At 69.9% G+C, this 18,671-nt stretch carries 14 protein-coding genes; 6 read left to right on the forward strand and 8 right to left on the reverse strand.

Going from position 1 to position 18,671, the window contains the following annotated elements; genetic code table 11:
* Nucleotides 1–33 precede the first annotated feature (33 nt).
* Together QNJ30_10790 and hisD are read right to left on the reverse strand one after the other, a co-directional pair.
* A complete protein-coding gene (locus QNJ30_10790) occupies nt 34–1,278 on the reverse strand; it encodes an aminotransferase class I/II-fold pyridoxal phosphate-dependent enzyme (GenBank protein MDJ0943945.1) in 1,245 nt (414 codons plus the stop codon).
* On the reverse strand, nt 1,278–2,591 hold the full coding sequence (gene hisD, locus QNJ30_10795; GenBank protein MDJ0943946.1) for a histidinol dehydrogenase: 1,314 nt from the start codon (nt 2,589–2,591) through the stop codon (nt 1,278–1,280). Before hisD ends, QNJ30_10790 begins: the two co-directional genes overlap by 1 nt.
* A gap of 232 nt (nt 2,592–2,823) precedes the next feature.
* Here hisD and QNJ30_10800 point away from each other — a divergent pair, with 232 nt between their 5' ends.
* The 4 genes from QNJ30_10800 to QNJ30_10815 all read left to right on the forward strand — a co-directional run bounded on the left by QNJ30_10800 (nt 2,824) and on the right by QNJ30_10815 (nt 7,344).
* A complete protein-coding gene (locus QNJ30_10800) occupies nt 2,824–3,891 on the forward strand; it encodes a LacI family DNA-binding transcriptional regulator (protein MDJ0943947.1) in 1,068 nt (355 codons plus the stop codon).
* A gap of 49 nt (nt 3,892–3,940) precedes the next feature.
* Nucleotides 3,941–5,167 carry a threonine synthase gene (locus QNJ30_10805; protein MDJ0943948.1) on the forward strand — a complete coding sequence of 409 codons (1,227 nt, stop codon included), beginning with the start codon at nt 3,941–3,943 and terminating at the stop codon, nt 5,165–5,167.
* A gap of 10 nt (nt 5,168–5,177) precedes the next feature.
* Nucleotides 5,178–6,056 carry an alpha/beta fold hydrolase gene (locus QNJ30_10810; GenBank protein MDJ0943949.1) on the forward strand — a complete coding sequence of 293 codons (879 nt, stop codon included), beginning with the start codon at nt 5,178–5,180 and terminating at the stop codon, nt 6,054–6,056.
* 88 nt (nt 6,057–6,144) lie between these two features.
* Nucleotides 6,145–7,344 (forward strand): integrase arm-type DNA-binding domain-containing protein, encoded by a 1,200-nt coding sequence (locus QNJ30_10815; protein MDJ0943950.1) that lies wholly within the window; start codon nt 6,145–6,147, stop codon nt 7,342–7,344.
* Nucleotides 7,345–8,088: 744 nt separating this feature from the next.
* Here QNJ30_10815 and QNJ30_10820 read toward each other — a convergent pair.
* Nucleotides 8,089–8,802, reverse strand: a complete 714-nt coding sequence (locus tag QNJ30_10820; GenBank protein ID MDJ0943951.1) for a helix-turn-helix domain-containing protein — start codon at nt 8,800–8,802, stop codon at nt 8,089–8,091.
* Between the two features lie 117 nt (nt 8,803–8,919).
* Here QNJ30_10820 and QNJ30_10825 point away from each other — a divergent pair, with 117 nt between their 5' ends.
* A complete protein-coding gene (locus QNJ30_10825; GenBank protein ID MDJ0943952.1) occupies nt 8,920–10,299 on the forward strand; it encodes an FAD-binding oxidoreductase in 1,380 nt (459 codons plus the stop codon).
* Between the two features lie 50 nt (nt 10,300–10,349).
* Here the strand turns inward: QNJ30_10825 and glsA are convergent, their stop codons facing one another.
* Nucleotides 10,350–11,402 carry a glutaminase A gene (glsA, locus tag QNJ30_10830; GenBank protein MDJ0943953.1) on the reverse strand — a complete coding sequence of 351 codons (1,053 nt, stop codon included), beginning with the start codon at nt 11,400–11,402 and terminating at the stop codon, nt 10,350–10,352.
* A gap of 159 nt (nt 11,403–11,561) precedes the next feature.
* Complete coding sequence (locus tag QNJ30_10835) at nt 11,562–12,410, reverse strand: LD-carboxypeptidase (GenBank protein MDJ0943954.1); 849 nt, start codon at nt 12,408–12,410, stop codon at nt 11,562–11,564.
* 65 nt (nt 12,411–12,475) lie between these two features.
* Here QNJ30_10835 and QNJ30_10840 point away from each other — a divergent pair, with 65 nt between their 5' ends.
* Nucleotides 12,476–13,900, forward strand: coding sequence for a Mur ligase family protein (locus QNJ30_10840; GenBank protein ID MDJ0943955.1), 1,425 nt, complete (start codon nt 12,476–12,478; stop codon nt 13,898–13,900).
* Between the two features lie 86 nt (nt 13,901–13,986).
* Here QNJ30_10840 and QNJ30_10845 read toward each other — a convergent pair whose 3' ends face one another.
* The 3 genes from QNJ30_10845 to QNJ30_10855 all read right to left on the reverse strand — a co-directional run bounded on the left by QNJ30_10845 (nt 13,987) and on the right by QNJ30_10855 (nt 18,539).
* Nucleotides 13,987–14,970, reverse strand: a complete 984-nt coding sequence (locus QNJ30_10845; GenBank protein ID MDJ0943956.1) for a M28 family peptidase — start codon at nt 14,968–14,970, stop codon at nt 13,987–13,989.
* Nucleotides 14,971–15,060: 90 nt separating this feature from the next.
* Nucleotides 15,061–17,475, reverse strand: a complete 2,415-nt coding sequence (locus tag QNJ30_10850) for an FAD-dependent oxidoreductase (GenBank protein ID MDJ0943957.1) — start codon at nt 17,473–17,475, stop codon at nt 15,061–15,063.
* The gene (locus tag QNJ30_10855; GenBank protein ID MDJ0943958.1) at nt 17,472–18,539 is read right to left on the reverse strand and encodes a LacI family DNA-binding transcriptional regulator; all 1,068 of its coding nucleotides are present in this window, start codon (nt 18,537–18,539) and stop codon (nt 17,472–17,474) included. The genes QNJ30_10850 and QNJ30_10855 overlap by 4 nt, the downstream gene beginning before the upstream one ends.
* Nucleotides 18,540–18,671: the final 132 nt, after the last annotated feature.

The following is an 18,671-nucleotide window of genomic DNA, read 5'->3' on the forward strand; positions in this document are numbered from 1 at the left end:
GCGACCGCGAAGCCCGTACCAGCGCCCTTCGCCTCACGGCGCCAGACCCGCCTCGGCAAGCTGCGCCATGGACTCCTGCAGGACCGCTGCCAGGACTTCGCAGTCCGCCTCGGTCAGGCTGGACGGCAGGCGCAGGTCGCAGAGGCCGCCCAGGACGGTCTCGGAGCGCGGCAGGTCCTGGGGCTCGGCCAGGTAGCGCCAGTGCCGGTGCGACGAGGTGAAGCCGAGCGGCTCGGCGCGGCCGAACCACTTGACGTGCACGCCGTGGCGGTCGCAGTCCGCCAGGAAGGCCAGGATCTCGCCGTCGGTGAGCCCGGTGAGGCTGAACTGCAGGGAGCTGGGCACGAACTCTTCCTTCGGCGAACGTGCTGGAACGACGATGTGATCGATCCGGTTTAGGAGCCCTTCCAGCTGCCGGTAGCTGCGCCGCCAGGCCGCGATCCGCACGTCCAGCTCGGCCAGCTGCGGCCGCAGCAGCGCCGCCGCGAGGCTCGACATCCGCATCGAGAAGTTCGGGGTGTCGTACTTGTGGCGCTCGAAGACCTCCAGCGGCGGCCGGGCGCGGTGCTGGGCGTAGAGCATGTAGCTGCCGGAGTGCAGGATCGCCTTGGCCGCGATGTCCGGGTCGTCGGTCACCAGGATCCCGCCTTCGCCCGAGTTGATGTGCTTGAAGGTCTGGCTGCTGAAGCAGGTGACCTGGCCGAAGGTGCCGCTGAGCCGACCGTCCCAGCGCGCGCCCATGGTGTGGGCGCAGTCCTCGATCAGCACGAGGTCGCGACGGCGGCAGACCTCCATCAGGCGGTCCATGTCGGGGATGTGCCCGCGCATGTAGGACAGCAGCAGGATGCGGGCACCCGAGTCCGCCGCCTTTCGGTCCAGATCCTCGAGGTCGATGTGGTAGTTGCCGTCGACCTCGACCAGGACAGGCTGCGCGCCGGCGTGGGCGACGGCGCCCGGCACCGGCGCCAGGGTGAAGGCGTTGACCAGGACCTTGGCGCCCGGGGCGACCCCTGCCGCCTTGAGCGCCAGGAAGAGCGCGCCACCGCCGGAGTTGACCGCCACGGCGTAGCGGCGCCCGAGCCAGGCGGCGAACTCCTCCTCGAAGAGCGCGGCCTCGGGCAGGCCGTTGCGGTCCTCGCCGTAGCGGAACAGCCGGCCGTCGCGCAGCAGCTTGTTGGCCGCCTCGATCCCCGCCTCCGGCACCGGGTCCGGGGCGCTGAGGTCCTTGGTGAAGACCGTGCGCTCGGACGGCGCTGCGACGGGCGCGGCCTCGGCCATCAGTCGCTTCCTTCGACCTGGAGGTCGAAGTGTTCGCCCGGGAAGTACTTGGCGAGCCGGACGTCGCCGGTCACGGCGTGGCCCTCCATGCCCTCCAGGCGCGAGATCCGCGCCGCCACTGGCGCCACCGCCCGGGTCGCGTCCCGGGTCATGCGCTGATAGGTCAGGGACTTGATGAACTTGCCGGCGTTGAGGCCGCCGGAATAGCGGCCGGCGCCGCGGGTCGGCAGGATGTGATTCGGCCCGGAGCACTTGTCGCCGAAGGCCACGGTGGTCTCCTCGCCCAGGAACAGCGAGCCGTAGTTGCGCAGCCGGCCCAGCCACCAGTCCAGGTCGCGGGCCTGGACCTGCAGGTGCTCCGGCGCGTAGCGGTCGCAGACCTGGGCCATCTCCTCCCGGGTCTCCGCCAGGATGACCTCGCCGAAGTCGCGCCAGGCCGCTTCTGCCGCGTTCCGGGCGACCTCCGGCAGGGCGGCGATCACGCGCGGCATGATCTGGATCACCTGCTCGGCCAGCTCGCGGCTGCTGGTGACCAGCCAGACCGGAGAATCCGGCCCGTGCTCGGCTTGACCGGTGAGGTCGGCGGCGACGATCTCCGGATCGGCGGTGTCGTCGGCGGCGACCATGGATTCGGTCGGGCCGGCGATGACGTCGATGCCGATGCGCCCGAAGAGCAGCCGCTTGGCCTCGGCGACGAAGCGGTTGCCGGGGCCGACGATGATGTCGGCCGGATGGCCGGTGAAATGCCCGTAGGCCAGGGCGGCGATTCCCTGGACCCCGCCCAGGGCCAGGATGTGGTCGGCGCCCGAGGCCTTCATGGCGTAGAGGATCGCCGGATGGATGCCCCGGCCCTTCTGCGCCGGCGAGGCAGCGATGACGTTCTGGACCCCGGCGACCTTGGCCGTGCAGACGCTCATGATCGCCGAGGCGGCGTGGGCGTAGCGACCGCCGGGCACGTAGCAGCCGGCGGTGGTCACGGGGATCAGGCGCTGCCCGGCGATCAGGCCGTCGACCAGGGTGACCTCGAACTCCTGCATCGAGTCCCGCTGGCGCCGGGCGAAGTCGCCGACCCGCTGGCGGGCGAAACGGATGTCCTCCTTGACCGATTCCGGCAGGCCGGCCTCCGCCTGGCGCAGCGCGTCCTCGCTCACCAGGATGTCGTCGGTCCAGCCGTCCAGGCGCTCGGCGACGGCCCGGGTCGCAGCCTCGCCGCCGGATTCGATTTCCTGGAGCAGCGCGGAGACGATCTTCGTCGTTTCCGCGTCGCCGGCGGCGGGAGTCTTCAGCGCAGACTTCAGATGGGTAACGGTCATGGTCTCGTGGTAGCTCCCCATTCGGCCGCCGGTTCGCACCACGTCGGGATCATTCGGTGCGCCGCGGCTCGGGCCTTCGCTTGCCACGAAAGCCGTTGCTCTTGAAAGCGCTTTCATGAAACCATGCGCTGTTGGGCAAGTCAAGTTGCTCTTCTGCGGCCGTCTCTCCGCTTCGTGATGGGTCGCCTTGTCGGAAAGACGCTTCAGTCCTATGATCCGACCGGAGGCAGGTTTGGAAGCCAAGAACGACATCGCGCCGAAGGACAATGAAAGCGCAATCGCGATGGTTGGCTCAAAGGCGCCGACCATGGAGGACGTGGCGCGCGCCGCCGGCGTCTCCCCGGCCACGGTCTCGCGCTGCATCAACCGTCCGGAGATGGTGCGTGAGGACCGGCGCCTGAGGATCCGGACCGCGATCGCCGAGCTCGGCTACGTCCCCCACGGCGCCGCCCGGGCCCTGGCCTCGAAGCGCTCGATGACCATCGGCGCCCTCTTCCCGCGCCTGAACAGCCTGCTCTTCGGCAGCTTCATCGCCCCGCTGCAGCGCCGCCTCCATGCCGAGGGCTACACCCTGGTGGTCTCCTCCTCGGACTACGATCCCGCAACGGAGCACCAGCAGGTCTCCAGCCTGGTCTCGAACGGCATCGACGGCCTGGTCCTGATCGGCACCAGCCACGACCCGGCGGTCTTCGAGCTTCTGGAGCGTAAGGCCATTCCCTTCGTCCTGACCTGGGCCTGGGATCCGGGCTATGCGCAGCCGCAGATCGGCTTTTGCAACGCCACCGCCGCTGGCGCGGTCGCCAACTACCTGCTGGACATCGGCCACCGCCGGATCGGCATGATCTCGGGCCCGGCCGACGGCAACGACCGGGTCGGCGCCCGGATCCGCGGCGTGCGCACCGCCCTCGCCGCGCGCGGCTGCGAGCTGCCGGACCGTTACCTGGTCGAGAGCCCCTTCGACATTAGAGAGGGCGGCAAGGCCTTCGGTCGGCTGACGCAGCAGCCCGATCCGCCGACCGCGGTGCTCTGCGGCTCCGACATCTTCGCGATCGGCGCGATCTTCGAGGCGCGGCGCCTGGGCCTGAAGGTCCCCGAGGACGTCTCGATCACCGGCTTCGACGATACCGACCTGGCGTCCTGCGTCGTGCCGGCGCTGACCACCCTGCGCACCCCGCGCGCCGAAATGGCCGAGCTGACCGCCGCCTACCTGCTCGACCGCCTTGCCGGCCGCCAGACCGGACCGCAAGAGCTGGAGACCGAGCTGATCGTCCGGGAAAGCTCGGCCCCGCCCGGAAGGTGACCGACACCCCAAGCGAAAAGGCCCCCAAGCGAAAAGGAAAGACCGAAAGATGCTCGATCCCGCCCTGACCCAGGAGCTGCCCAGCTTCGTCACCCACCTGGAATGCTCGATGACCGGGCAGCGCTACGAGGCCGACAAGGTCCAGGGCCTCTCGGAGGTCGGCCGGCCGCTGCTGGTGCGCTACGACCTCGAGGCGCTGGGCAAGGTCGTCTCCAAGGCGGCCCTGGCCGCGCGCCGGACCGGCTTCTGGCGCTACCGCGAGTTCCTGCCGGTCCGCAAGGCCGCCAACGTGGTCAGCCTGGGCGAGGTGGTCACGCCGATGATCCCCCTGTCGCGGCTGAGCGACGGCGAGATCATCGTCAAGGACGAAGGCCGCCTGCCGACCGGCTCCTTCAAGGCCCGCGGCCTGGCCCTCGCCGTGTCCATGGCCAAGGAGCTGGGCCTTGAGCACCTGGCCATGCCGACCAACGGCAACGCCGGCGCCGCCATGGCCGCTTACGCCAGCCAGGCCGGCCTACGGACCACGATCTTCTGCCCGGACGACACGCCGGAGATCAACGTCTCGGAGATCAAGCTGCAAGGTGCCAAGGTCTACAAGGTCAATGGCCTGATCAACGACTGCGGCAAGATCGTCGGCGCCGGCAAGGAGAGCGTCGGCTGGTTCGACGTCTCGACCCTGAAGGAGCCCTACCGGATCGAGGGCAAGAAGACCATGGGCCTGGAGCTGGCCGAGCAGCTGGGCTGGGAGCTGCCAGACGTCATCTTCTATCCGACCGGCGGCGGCACCGGCCTGATCGGCATGTGGAAGGCCTTCGCCGAGCTGGAGGCCATCGGCTGGATCGGCGCCAAGCGGCCGCGCATGGTGGCGGTGCAGGCGACCGGCTGCGCGCCCATCGTCAAGGCTTACGAGGCCGGCGAGGAGCACGCGCCCCTCTGGGAGGACGCCCAGACCTACGCCGCCGGCATCCGGGTGCCGATCGCGGTCGGCGATTTCCTGATCCTGCGGGCGGTGCGGGAAAGCGGCGGCTTCGCCATCGCCGTGACCGACGAGGCGATCCGAAGCGCCCTGGAAGAGGTCGCGGCGGTCGAAGGCCTGCTGCTCTGCCCCGAGGGTGCGGCGACCTACGCCGCCTACAAGACGGCGCTGGCCGACGGCCGGGTCAAGCCGGGCGAGACGGCCGTCCTGTTCAACTGCGCGACCGGCCTGAAGTACCCCCTGCCCAAGGTCGAGGCCTGGCTCGACAAGGACGAACTGCCGGACCTGACCACGTTGTAAGCGCGCCGGCATGCCCGAGAGCCCGCCAGCGCGGAGCCAGCCCGTCTCGATTCCCGGCGCGGAGGCGGTCCTGGAAGGCCGGCTCTTCGGCCCGGGGGCCGAGCCGCGAGTCGCCGTCGTGCTCCACGCGGCGACCGGCGTGACCCAGGCCTACTATGCCAAGTTCGCGGCCTGGCTGGCGGAGAGCCGGCAGGCCGCGGTCCTGACCTACGACTACCGGGACCTGGGCGCCTCCGCCCGCGGGCCGGTGAAGGCCTCCCGGGCGACCATGGCGGACTGGGGCGTGCACGATCAGTCCGCCGCGCTCGATTTCCTCTGTGCGCGCTACCCGGCGCTGCCGATCTGGGTCGTCGGGCATTCCCTGGGCGGCCTTTGCGTGCCCTGGCATGCCCGGGCGAAGCGGGTCGCGCGGGTGATCGCCGTGGCCGCCGGCCCGGCCCATTTCCTGCGCCATCCCTTGAGCTTCCTGCCGATGGTCTTCTGGTTCTGGTTCCTCGGCGGGCCCGTGCTGGCCAAGCTCTGCGGCTACCTGCCGGGCCGGGTCGCCGGAGTCGGCACCGACCTGCCCGCCGGGGTCTACTGGCAATGGCGCCGCTGGTGCACCTCGCGGCGCTTCAGTCGGCCGGACTGGGGCAAGGCCATGCCGGAACCCGACCTCACCTCCGTGACGGCGGAGCTTTCCCTGGTCGCGATCACCGACGACGTGATGATCACGCCCGCCACCGTCGGGCGGCTCGCCGAGTTCTATCCGGCGGCGCGGACCAGCTATCGCGAGATCACGCCGCAGAGCATCGGGGTGCGCGAGATCGGGCACCTTAGGGTCTTTAGCGAGGCCTGCCGAGCCGCCTGGCCGATGTTGGTCGAAAAGGGGCACTCCGTCGAAGCTTGAGACGGCGGTGCCGGAGGCCGCCTCGCTTGACAGCCCGCGTCGTGGGGCGCCGACTTGAGGCGGCGCGAATCGGCCAGGGAGGACACCGGTGCCAAGCAAGGCACTCACGGACGCCATCGTCGCGGAGGCGGAACCGCCGGCCAGCGGCCGGCTCGAGCTTTGGGACGCTGAGCTGCCGGGCTTCGGCCTGCGCGTCACCCCGGCGGGTCAGCGCTCCTGGCAGGTCATGTATCGCATCGCGGGCCGCAAGCGGCGCCTGACCCTGGGCAGCTTCCCGGCCCTGCCTCTCAAGATCGCCCGCGACGCGGCCCGCACCACCCTCAAGGAGGTCGCCAAGGGCAACGACCCGGCGGCCCAGCGCGCGACCCTGCGCAGCGGCGCGCTGACCTTCGCACGCTTCGCCGAGGCCTACATCGAGCGCTACGCCAAGCGCGAGAAGCGGACCTGGCGGGCCGACGCCCGGATGATCGAGGCCGACCTGCTGCCCGCCTGGGGGCCGCGGGCGCTCGACGACATCCGCCGCCGCGACGTGATCGAGATGGTCGAGCGAGTCTGCGCCCGCGGCCATCCCTATGCCGCCAACCGGCGCCTCGCGCTGCTGCGCAAGATGTTCGCCTGGGGGGTCGAGGTCGACATGGTGCCGGCCACGCCGGTGGTCGGCGTGGCCCCACCGGGGCGCGAGGCGCGCCGCCGCCGGGTGCTCGAAGAAGCCGAGGTCGCCGCCCTCTGGCGGGCCTGGGACAACATGGCCTGGCCCTTCGGGCCGCTGTTCAAGCTGCTGCTGCTGACCGGCCAGCGGCGCAACCAGGTGGCGAGTCTGCGCCTCGCGGATATCGGCTTCGCGCAGCAGATCTGGACCGTCCCCGAAGCCTCCGGACGGCCGGGCAGCGGCCACGAGATCCCGCTCTCGACCTTCGCGCTGGAGATCGCCACCTCGGTGCCGCGCACCCCGAGCGCCTACGTCTTCCCGGCCCGCGGCCGACCCGACCGCCACGCCTCGGGCTTCTCCAAGGCGGCCCAGCGGGCGAGCCACCTGTCCGGCGTCGCCGACTGGCGCACGGAGGACCTGCGGCGCACCGCGGCGGCCGGCATGGTCCGCCTCGGCACCCCGGCGCCGGTGGTCCGCAATATCCTCGACCGGGCCGCCCGCGCGACGGTCGGCGGGGTCGAGTTGGGGGACGACCGCAGCGCCTTCGAGGACATGCGCGCCGCGCTCGAAGCCTGGGGCGAGCGGGTCCGCGCGATCGCCGGACCGACGGCACCGGAGGCGCCGACGCGGCGCCCCTGACGAGCGCTGCCGGGTCCGAATTCCTCTGAAGTCGCCCCGTTTTACCTGGTACATCAGTTGGTACCCTGAAGAATCGGGTAATCTTCATTATTCGAATCATAAATGAATTACAGAAAGATACACGGTGATCTTATACAACAGATACGAGGATGTTTCGTCACGTGCTCTCATTCGGGGGTGCGGAGGCGTGGAGTTGAGACGTCACGTGAACTCAACGGCCTTGGCCGCCGCCGGGACCCCCCGCGCGGCGGTCGAATGGTGGCCCCGGCCGCGGCCGGGGCCCTACCCGAGATCGGCCCTCTTGGTCGCGGACGGCGGTTGTGGGCTCGGCCCGATCCGGGCCTGACCGCCCCCCGGAGACGGCGGCATCGCAGGCGCCGGTGGCGGCGCCGACCGCTCCGTGGAGCGCATGCGAATTGGACCAGGCCCTGCCGCCTTGGACCGCCGTTCGATCTTGCAGGGTCCGGGCCCGGGGCCTTGAGGGCGTCGGATCCGAGCCGCCGGGTCATGGCGCAGGCGCCGCGTTCAGAGGCGAGATGCCGTCGCCGGGCCGTGTCGGAGTCACCAGCGAGACCCGCGGGCGGGCCACCGCGGCGGACGTCGCGGAGCGGCGCCGCGAGGCCCCAGACATACCCGTATTAGTTGAATAATGCCGGAGCGATTTCAGGCTCTGGAGATCGGCTAGGAAGCGGAACTGCGAGCTCCGGCAGAGGAAGGCGACCCGGTCTCGCCGCCGGCGCCGGGCTAGGCGTCCTCCGCCTTGGCCGCCGCCGCCAGCTCATGCTCGGGCCCGGGCCGGCGCCGCTCGTAAGAGGACAGCATGCTCAGGAGCAGCCAATCGGGAAAGGCGCGGACCTTGTCGGAGGGACCCTCGACCCGGATGTGGCCCGCCGCGATCTCTCCGCGCAGGGAGCGCAGCCCGCGCCAGGCTTCGATGAAGCGGCGCAGGTCCGACATGACCTTGAGGTCGACCTCGTAGCCGGGATGCTTGAGGCACATCTCCACCACCCCGTCGTCGTTGACCAGCCAGAAGCGGCGGCAGTCCGGCGGCGCGCCGGTGAACTCGAACTCCATGACCGTCCGGCCCGGTGGCATGGCCTCGGTGTTGAGCCGGGTGTGCATGGACCAGACCAGAAAGCCCGGGTCGAGGTCCTCGGTGGTCATGTCGCGCGCCCAGTGCTGGCCCCAGACCGCGAGGTCCATGATGATCGGCTCCAGGGCCCGGCCGGCCTCGGTCAGGAGGTATTCCTTGCCCTTTCGCTCGAGCAGCCCGGCGTGCTCCAGCTGGGCGAGGCGCTGGGACAGCAGCGAGGCCGACATGCGCGGCACGCCGCGATGGATCTCGTTGAAGCGCCGGCAGCCATCGATCAGCCGGCTGACGACCAGAAGGGTCCAGCGCTCGCCGAGCACCTCGAGGGCGAGCGACAGGGGGCAATATTGTCCGTAGCTGCGGGACATGGCGTCAGGCTCCCAAAGCGGCCGCGGCCCATCAACTCCAAATTCTAGAGTAGTTCGGCGAGATCGCCGGCGCCAAGCTTGCCTCCCCCGCCAAACCTCGTTGCGATGGAGGCAAGGATGCTGGACACGGCCGTGACGGAAAACTTGGGCGCGCGCCTGTGCGGCGCGCTGATTGCGCCGGAGGACGCGGCCTACGACGAGGCGCGCGCCGTCTGGAACGCCATGATCGACAGGAAGCCGGCCCTGATCGCCCGCTGCGCGGCGGTGGCCGACGTCATCGCGGCCGTCGGCTTCGCGCGCGACAAGGGCCTGGCCCTGGCCGTGCGCGGCGGCGGCCATAACATCGCCGGGACCTCGGTCTGTGACGGCGGCCTGGTCGTCGACCTATCGCCGATGAACGCCGTAGAGGTCGACCCGCAGGCCCGGATCGCCCGGGTCGGCGGCGGCGCGCTGCTCGGCGACCTGGACCGGGCGACCCAGGAGTACGGGCTCGCGGTGCCGGCCGGCGTGGTCTCGACCACCGGGGTCGCCGGCCTGACCCTGGGCGGCGGCTTCGGCTGGCTGTCGCGCAAGCACGGGCTGGCCGCCGACAACCTGCTGGCGGTCGAGCTGGTCACCGCGGCCGGTGAGGTCCTGCAGGCCAGCGAGGAGGAGAACCCGGAGCTGTTCTGGGGCCTGCGCGGCGGCAGCGGCAACTTCGGCGTGGCCACCGCCTTCGAGTTCCGGCTGCACCCGCTCGGCCCGGAGGTCTTCTTCGGCCCGACGGTCTATCGCCTGGAGGACGCCGCCGAGGTCCTGGCGCGCTACCGGGCCTTCGCGGCGGCCGCGCCCCGGGACTGCTGCGTCTGGGCCGACCTGATGACGGCGCCGCCACTGCCCTTCCTGCCCGAGGCCCATCACGGGACCAAGGTGCTGACCTTGATGCAGTTCTACGCCGGAGATCCCGGGGAGGGCGAGGCGGTGCTGGCGCCCCTGCGCGGCTTCGGCCGGCCGATCGGCGATGCCGCAGGGCCGCTGCCCTACACCACGGCGCAGAGCCTGCTCGACGAGACCTATGCCAGGGGCCTGCGGAACTACTGGGCCTCGCGGAACCTCGCCGAGCTCTCGGATGCCATCATCGACGCGCTGGTGACCCTGGCCGTGCGCTTCCCGACGCCCCAGTCGGACATCCTGATCTCCCAGGTCGGCGGCGCCATCAACGACGTCGCGCCCGACGCGACCGCCTACCCGCATCGGGACGTCGCCTTCGTGGCGAGCCCGGGCGCGCGCTGGCTGGATCCTGCCGACGACGGGGTCTGCATGGCCTGGATCCGGTCCTGCCAGGAGGCCCTGGCGGCCCAGGCCGGCGGCGGCGCCTACGTCAACTTCATCGCCGAGCGCGCGGGCCGGGAGCGCGAGGCCTACGGCGCCAACTACGCCCGGCTGGCCGCCCTGAAGGCCCGCTACGATCCGGAGAACCTCTTCCGGCTCAACCAGAACGTGGCGCCACGGCCTTGAAGCATGGTCGCGTAACTGCGGCGTGACGCGCGAATCTCGATCCGACCGCTTCAGTTGCCGGTTTCGAAGAGGCTCAAGCCGAGCTCGGACGAGATGTGGCCTATGGCGTTGACGGCACGAACGCTGTTGCCGGCCTCGTTGAGGCGCGGCGAGAAGGCGGCGATTCCCATCTTTCCGGGCACCACCGCGACGATGCCGCCGCCGACGCCGGTCTTGGCCGGCAGGCCGGCGGTGTAGGACCACTGACCGGACTCGTCGTAGAAGCCCGCGGTCAGCATCAGGGACAGCAGTTCGGGGACGTGCTCTTCGTTCAGAAGCCGCTCGCCGGTCACCGGGTTCTCGCCGCCGTTCGCCAAGGTCGCGCCCATGGTCGCCAACTGCACCGTGGTGATGCCGACGGAGCTCATCTTGGTGTAGACGATCAGGGCCTCCTCCGGGTCGGAGTAGAGCCGACCGTAGTTGTACAGCAGGTTGGCGATCGCCCGGTTCGACCAGGCAGTGCTGTATTCCGATTCGTTGACCTCCTCCAAGAGCTTGAGCTCGCCGCCGGCGAAGCCGCTCAGGTTGTTCAGGACCTTTTCCCAGCGCTCCGCCTCGCTCTTGGCGTCCACCATGCTCACCGCCGCGATCGCACCGGCATTGACGAGCGGGTTGACCGAGCGCTGCTCGTAGATCTCGACCGCGATCTTGGAGTTGAACGGCAGCCCCGTCGGTTCGACGCCGATCTTTTTCCTGACCGCCTCGGGTCCTTCTTGCTGCAGGACCAGGGCCGCGTTGAAGGGCTTGGCGACGGATTCGATCGCAAAGACGTAGTCGATATCGCCGGCCGCGTAGGCCTTGCCGTCGGTGGTGACGATGGCGACGCCGAAGAGCTCCGAGGGTACGGTGGCCAGGATCGGGATGTAGTCGGCGTTCTTGCCCTCCTTGAGGTCCTTGAACTTCGCATGGGCCTCGTCCACCACCCGCTGCAGCGTCGCGGCCTCGGGGAGCGAGAGGTCCCGCGCGACGGCCGTGACCGAGAGCGCCGCCGTCAGCGCGACGGCCACCGCGGCGCCGAGAATGCCCTGTCGGGTCGGGCCTAGGGCAGGTAAATCACCGATCATTCCTTCCTCCATCGTTGCGGATAGCCCTGCGCCAGAGGCCGACCCCGGCCTTGCGCAGCGGCCTCGCTGCCTTGCAGTCAAGGTTGCGCCAGCTCGACGGAGCATGATTGCCAACGCGTGCCAAAGGCCATCGGCCCTGCGGCCCGCGGCAAGTAGCCCTCAGGCGGCAGGCGGCGGGCCGAAGGGCACGACCTTGTTGTCGGCGTCGTGGCCGATGTCGGCGCGGCCGAGGTAGGGGATCCCCGAAACCTCGCACCAATGGCGGGCGACCTCTTCCTCGGTGAGGACGAAGTCCGGGTCGTTCTCGGGAATGCCGTTGCAGCGTCCCAGCCGGATGCCGGCGGCCTGCCGGATCGCCGGGACGCCGGTGATCTGGCAGAGATCGCGGTCGATCCGGTACATGTACTCGGAGATCTCCTCCAGCATCACGACGTGCCCCGCCAGGTCCGGCAGCAAGGGCGTGCCGATCAGATGGCCCAGGATGATGATGTTGAAGGCCACCGCCGGGCCCTCGGCCCCGACGCTGGGCTCCAGGCCCTCGGCGGAGTCCTCGATCAGATAGGCCAGCGCCCGCTCGACCGCCGCCGCCCCGCCCGCCCGCGTGATGTCCACCGGCATGGGCCCGTGCGCCAGGCGGGGGAAGCCCGCCTTGTAGAGCCCGGCCAGCAGGGTGCCGGCATCGCTGTAGCCGAGGTAGGCCTTGTCGCGCGCGGCCGGGGTCAGCCGCGGCAGGACATCGAGGGCGAAGCGACAGGAGCCGTAGCCGCCGCGCGCGAACCAGAGGGCGTCGAAACTCCCGTCGTTGGCGATGTCGAGGAAGGCCGCGGCACGGGCCGCGTCGTTCCCGGCGAAGTGCCCGGAGGAGAGAAAGCACTGGGGATGGAACGCGATCTCCGGCGGCGCCTCGGGATAGAGTTGCGCAGCAAGACGCTTGACCTCGTCGGCGATGCCCGCGTCAATGCGCGTCCCGGGCGCCATGACACCGATCCTGAATGGGTTGCGACTCACTCGACCTTCCCTTTTCCTATCCGGCCTTCGTGTCAGGGCCGTCCCATCGCTAAACTCGGCAGCGGATGAACCAGACCAAGCACTACTTCTTCTGTGGGATCGGCGGTAGCGGGATGCTGCCGCTGGCCCTGATCCTGCGAGGCCAGGGACACGCCGTCGAAGGCTCCGATCGCATGCTAGACCAAGGGCGGACGGCGCAGAAGTTCGATTTTCTGCGCGCCCGCGGCATCCCGCTGCACGCCCAGGACGGGAGCGGGATCACCGGCGCCGAGCAGATCCTGGTAACTTCGGCGGCGGTCGAGGACAGCGTGCCCGACGTCCGCGAGGCCAAGCGGCTGGGCGCGCCGGTGATGCGCCGCGCCGAGCTGCTGGCCGAGATCTTCAACGCCGCACCGCGCAGCCTCGCCGTCGGCGGCACCAGCGGCAAGTCGACCACGACCGGCATGATCGGCTGGATCCTACAGCAGGCCGGGCTGGAGCCGACGATCATGAACGGCGCGGTGATGAAGAACTTCATCACCGACGACACGCCCTTCGCCAGCGCCGTGGTCGGCAAGGGCGCGCTCTTCGTCAGCGAGGTCGACGAGAGCGACGGCTCCATCGCGCTCTACACCCCGCGCATCGCGGTGCTGAACAACGTCTCCCTGGACCACAAGTCGCTGGAGGAGCTGCGCGTCCTGTTCCGCGACTTTCTGGCCAAGGCCGAGACCGTGGTCCTGAACCTGGACGACGCCGAGACCACGGCGCTGGCGATCGGGATTCCCGCGGACAAGGCGATCACCTTCAGCCTGAGCGACCCGGCCGCCGGCCTGGTCGCCGGCAGCTTGGCGCCGGCGCCGGAGGGGATCGCCTTCACGGTGACCGAGACCGAGACCGGACGCTCGGCCGAGGTCCGCCTCCAGGTGCCGGGCCGGCACAACGCCGCCAACGCCCTGGCCGCCCTGGCCGCGGCGCAGGCCTGCGGCCTCTCCCTGGAGGCGGCGGCCACGGCCCTCGGCAGCTTCGCCGGCCTGCGCCGCCGCCTGGAGCTGGTCGGCCAGGCCCAGGGGGTGACGGTGATCGACGACTTCGCCCACAACCCGGACAAGATCGAGGCCACGTTGGCGACCCTGCACGCCTTCCCCGGACGGCTGCTGGCGCTGTTCCAGCCGCACGGCTTCGGCCCGCTGCGCAAGATGAAGGACGGCTTCATCGCCTGCTTCGCCGAGAACCTGCGCGAGGACGACGTCCTGATCATGCCCGACCCGGTCTACTACGGCGGCACGGTCACCGACCGCAGCGTGACCAGCGAGGACATCGTGGCCGGCGTCGCGGCCGCCGGTCGGCAGGCCGAGGCCTTCGCCGAGCGCGCGGCCTGCGGCGACCGCCTGATCGAGCTGGCCCGGCCGGGCGACCGCATCGTCGTCATGGGCGCCCGGGACGATACCCTGGCGCTCTTCGCCGCGGAGCTGGTCGAGCGGCTCGGCCAACGGCCGAAGGCGGAGCCCTAGAGCACGATGATATGAGGTTGAAGCAACCTCATATCTGAATCGTGCTCTGATCTGTTGAAGTAGAGCGGGAGCTGGGTGAGAGGGCCTCAGAAACCGACCGCAACCCGGTAAAGGCCGTCGACGGTCAGGGCCATGCGGCGATAGTCCAGGGTCTCCGGCCGGTCCGTCGGCCGGTGATAGTTCGGGTTCCGGAAGAAGGCCGTGTCCGTCACCATGACCGCCGGGTAGTCGTGCTGCCAGAAGCTCCAGTGGTCGGAGAAATCGATTCCGGGCACGAAGCCGGGCGCGTTGATCGAATAGACCGGCAGCTTCCGGCCGGCCGCCATAAGGGCCTTGGTGCGGGCCACGAGGGAGCGGTCGAAGGCGCGGCCCACGACCGCGATGAAGTTCCCGGTCTCAGGATAGAACCAGGAAAGAGCGTCGATCGGAAAGGTTTGGGACCCGATAGCATCCGAGAAGTAGCCGATCATCTCGACGCTGATCATGAGCTTCAGCCGCACTCCGGCCCGGCGCAGGCTCCTGGCGTAGACGTAGCTGCCCATGTCTTCGCTGCGGAAATGCGGCGGCTCCTCCAGGGTGAAGGCGACCAAGTCGATGCGATGGCGCAGGTCAGGCCGCGCGGCTCCGATCAGGCGCGCCAACTCGAGGATCCCGGCCACCCCGCTGGCGTTATCGTCCGCGCCCGGATTGGAGTCGCCGGCGACGTCGTAGTGCGCGCCGACCACGACGCGCGGCGCGTTTTCCGGGCCGAAGGAGCAGACGACGTTCCGGTACTCGACCCGATCGAGGGTGTAGGGCTGTTCGACCAGGTCGCAGCCTGTCGCCGCCAAGCCTTCGGCGACATAGGCCGCGGCCTTGTCCAGACCCTCGGGGTTCCCGGCGCTGCGCGGCGGCCTGAGTCCCGAGAGATAACTCACGTGTGCTTCCAGCCTCGCGACCTCCGACTTCTCCGGAAGGAACCTGGCATCCGAGGCAACGGAGGGGTTGCGCAGAAACCAGAACAGGCCGCCGTAGAGCACCGCCGCCAGGACAGCGGCGACAAGCAGGAAACGAAAGCCCCGGCGCTTCACGGCTTGGTTCTCTCCCCCTACGGCAGGCGGCGAAGCTTGAACGCCGAAAATGCCGGAAACTTAGCCGACATGCCGCTGCGAAACCAATGCCTAGGACTTCAGCCTCTCGTTGTCCGGATCGTAGAGCGGCTCCCGGGCGACCACGGCCGGACGGGCTTCGCCCAGGACGGTAGTGGCGAGTTCGGTTCCTGGCTCGGCCAGGTCGGCGCGCAGGAAGCCCAGGGCGACGTTCTTGCCGATGGTATGGCCGTAGCCGCCTGAGGAGACGCTGCCGACGACCTGCCCCTCGGACCAGATCGGGGCGCCCATCTGGGCGCTGGCGGTCTCGCAGTCGACGATCAGCGGGACGAAGCGAGTCTCGATGCCCGCCTGCTTCTGCGCGAGCAGCGCCGCGCGGCCGAGGAAGTCACCCTTGTCGAGCTTCACGAAGCGGTCGAGTGAACTTTCGAAGGGCGAGAACTCGGTGGTCAGGTCGGCCTTCCAGTGGCGGTAGCACTTCTCCAGGCGCAGGGACTCCATGGCATAGGCGCCGAAGTGCGCCAGGCCGATCTCCTCGCCGGCTTCGACCAGGCGATCGTAGCAAGCCGTCAGATCCTCCATCCGGACATGGAGTTCCCAGCCAAGCTCGCCGACGAAGTTGACGCGCAGGGCCCGGACCTCCGCGCCGGCGATCGCGATCCGCCGGGCGCTGAGCCAAGGAAAGGCGGCGTTGTCGAGCGGCGCCTCGGTGACCTTCGAAAGCAGATCCCGGGCGCGGGGCCCGGCGACGACCAGCGTCGAAAACCGCTTGGTCAGGTTCTCGATCGCGACCTCGGCGCCCTCCAGATGCTCGCTCAGCCACTGCAGGTCGTGGTGCTCGGCGGCCGCGGCCGAGACCAGCCAGAAGGAGTCCTCGGCGAGACGCACGAGCGTGGCCTCGGCGACCACGCCGCCGCTGTCCGAGCAGAAGTAGCCTAGGCCTATTCGGCCCGGCGAAGGGAGGCGGCCGGCGACCATGCGGTCGAGGAAGGCGGCAGCCTCGGGTCCCGAAACGGCGAGGCGGGTGAAGCCGGTGGTTTCGGTGATCCCGACACGCTCGCGCACCGCCCGGCATTCTTCGCCGACCCGGTCGAACCAAGTGGTGTGGCGGAAGCTCGGGACATCCTCGAAGGACGGGTCCGCGGGCTTGAAGTAGAGCGCCCGCTCCCAGCCGCCGCGCAGGCCGAAATGGGCGCCCTTGGCCGCGAAGGTCTCGTAGAGCGGCGTGGTCTTGAGGGGCCGGCCGGCCGGGCGCTCCTCGTGGGGCATGTGGAAGGTGAACTCGTGCCGGTACTCCTCGATCGCCTTGGCCGCGGTGTAGGGCTGGTCGGCGAAGTCGGTGAAGCGCCGGGGATCGAGGTCCCACATCTCCCATTCGCACTCGCCGTGGACGATGATTTCAGCCAGGCACTTGCCGTGGCCGCCGCCCTCGCCGATGCCGGCGCGCAGCCCGAGGCAGGCGTAGGCGTTGCGCAGGCCGGGGATCTTGCCGATCAGGGGCAGGCCGTCGGGCGAATAGGTGATCGGGCCGTTGACGATGCGGGTGATGCCGGTCTCGGACAGCACCGGCAGGCGCGCGAAAACGCCTTCCAGGTTGTCGGCCAACCGGTCCAGGTCGTCGGGCAGCAGGTCCATGGTGAAGGACTCGGGGATGCCCTCGGTGCCCCAGGTCCGGCAGGGCTGCTCGTAGATCCCGACCAGCAGGCCCTGGCGTTCCTGGCGGGAATAGAAGTCGTCGCCGGGGTCGCGGATGATCGGCACGCGGTGGTCCAGGGCCGCGATCTCGGGAATCGACTCGGTCAAGAAGTACTGGTGCTCCATCGAGACAACGGGGTGCTCGACCCCGAGCATGGCGCCGACCTCGTTGACCCGGTAGCCCGCGGCATTGACCACGACCTCGCAGTCGATGTCGCCGTTCCGGGTGCGCACCCGCCAGTCGCCCGAGGGCTTGCGTGCGATCCCAATGACGGGGTTGAAGCGGTAGATCTCGGCCCCGCCCTGGCGCGCTCGGCGGGCCAGGGCCTGGGTCAGCTGGCTCGGGTCGATGTCACCGTCGACCGGGTCCCAGAGCGAGCCGGCCAGGCCCTCGGTGCGGATCAGCGGGTGGCACCGACCGGTCTCTTCGGCCGAAAGCAGCTCGAGCTCGACCCCGACGCCCTTGGCCAGGGCGACGAAGTGCTCGTAGCCGTCGATATCGTCGCGCGTGTGGGCCAGGCGGACGCCGCCGGTGATGTGGTAGTTGATCGGATGCTCCGGATCGGCGGCCAGCTCGGCGTAAAGCTTGGTGCTGTAGTGCTTGAGTCGGAGCATGGTCTGCACGGTGCCGAACTGGGTCACTTGTCCCGCGGCATGCCAGGTCGAGCCCGAGGTCAGTTCGTCGCGCTCGACCAGCACCACGTCGGACCAGCCGAGCCTGGTCAGGTGATAGAGCGTCGAGCAGCCGCCGACGCCGCCGCCGATCACCACCGCGCGGGCTTGAGTCTTCATCGCGAGTTCTCCTTCGCCTTCGGGGCCGCGGTGCTGCCGCGCAGCAAGAGCTCGACCTCGAGCAGAGTGCTGTCCGGCACGGCCTCGCCCCGCAGCCGCTTCAGCAGATAGTCGGCGGCGCGCTCGCCGATCTCGCGGACCGGCACGCGCAAGGTGGTCAGCGGCGGATCGACTAGGGAGGCGAGATCGATGTCATCGAAGCCAGTGACCGAGACGTCGTCGGGAACCCGGAGCCCGAGCCTGGGGCTCTCGAAGACCGCCCCGACGGCGAAGAGGTCGGCACCGCAGATCACCGCGCTCGGCGCCGGCGACAGGCCCATCAGGTGGCGGAAGGCGTAGCCGCCTTCGAGCAGGTCCAGCGGCCGTTCGATCACGCGCTCCCGCGCCAGCGCGACGCCGCGCGCTTCCAGCGCTGCGCGCACGCCGGCCAGCCGGGCGCGGGCCCGGTCGTTCTCTGCGGTCTCTGCCGAGATCACCCCGAAGTCCCGGTGGCCGAGGTCGAGAAGGTGGTCCGCGATCCGCCGGCCCGCGGCGCGGTTGTCGATGCCGACGCCGGGATGCCCCTCGTCCTGGTCCACCACCCAGGTCGTGACGTAGGGCAGGCCCTGGCCTCGGAGCAGCGCGTAGACCGCCGGATCGCGGGCGGCACCGACCAGGACCAGGGCATCGATGCGATGGGTCAGCAGGCTCTCGACCTGGCGGCGCTCACGCTCCCGGTCGAACCCGCTCGCGGCCACGACCAGGGTGTAGCCCGCCGCGGCGAAGCGGCCTTCGAGGCTGTTCAGAGCCTTGGCGAAGAGGGCGTGGTCCAGGGTCGGAACCACGACGCCGACCATCCGGGAACGCTTGGATGCCAGGGCCCGGGCGGCGGCGTTGGGCAGGTAGCCGAGCTCCGCGACCGCCCGCTCGATGCGCGCCCGGGTGCGCGGGCGAACAAGATCGGGCTGGTTGAAGAAGCGGGAGACGGTGGTCGGCGACACCCTGGCCTGGCGGGCCACGTCGACCAGGCTTGCCGAGGCCTCCCTATGGGAACGCTGCCATTTTTCCAGACTCGCATTGAGCATCACAAAGCCCGTTATCTGGCACCAACTGACCACATCTTCTGTGGAATTCTTGACCTTGTTACGCCAAGCCTGGCCTAGCCGGCGAAATTGATGAAAACGCTACCATCGCTTCTCGAAGCGCACAAGCGGAAG

Source organism: Kiloniellales bacterium (assembly GCA_030066685.1).
Classification (GTDB): Bacteria; Pseudomonadota; Alphaproteobacteria; order Kiloniellales; family JAKSBE01; genus JAKSBE01.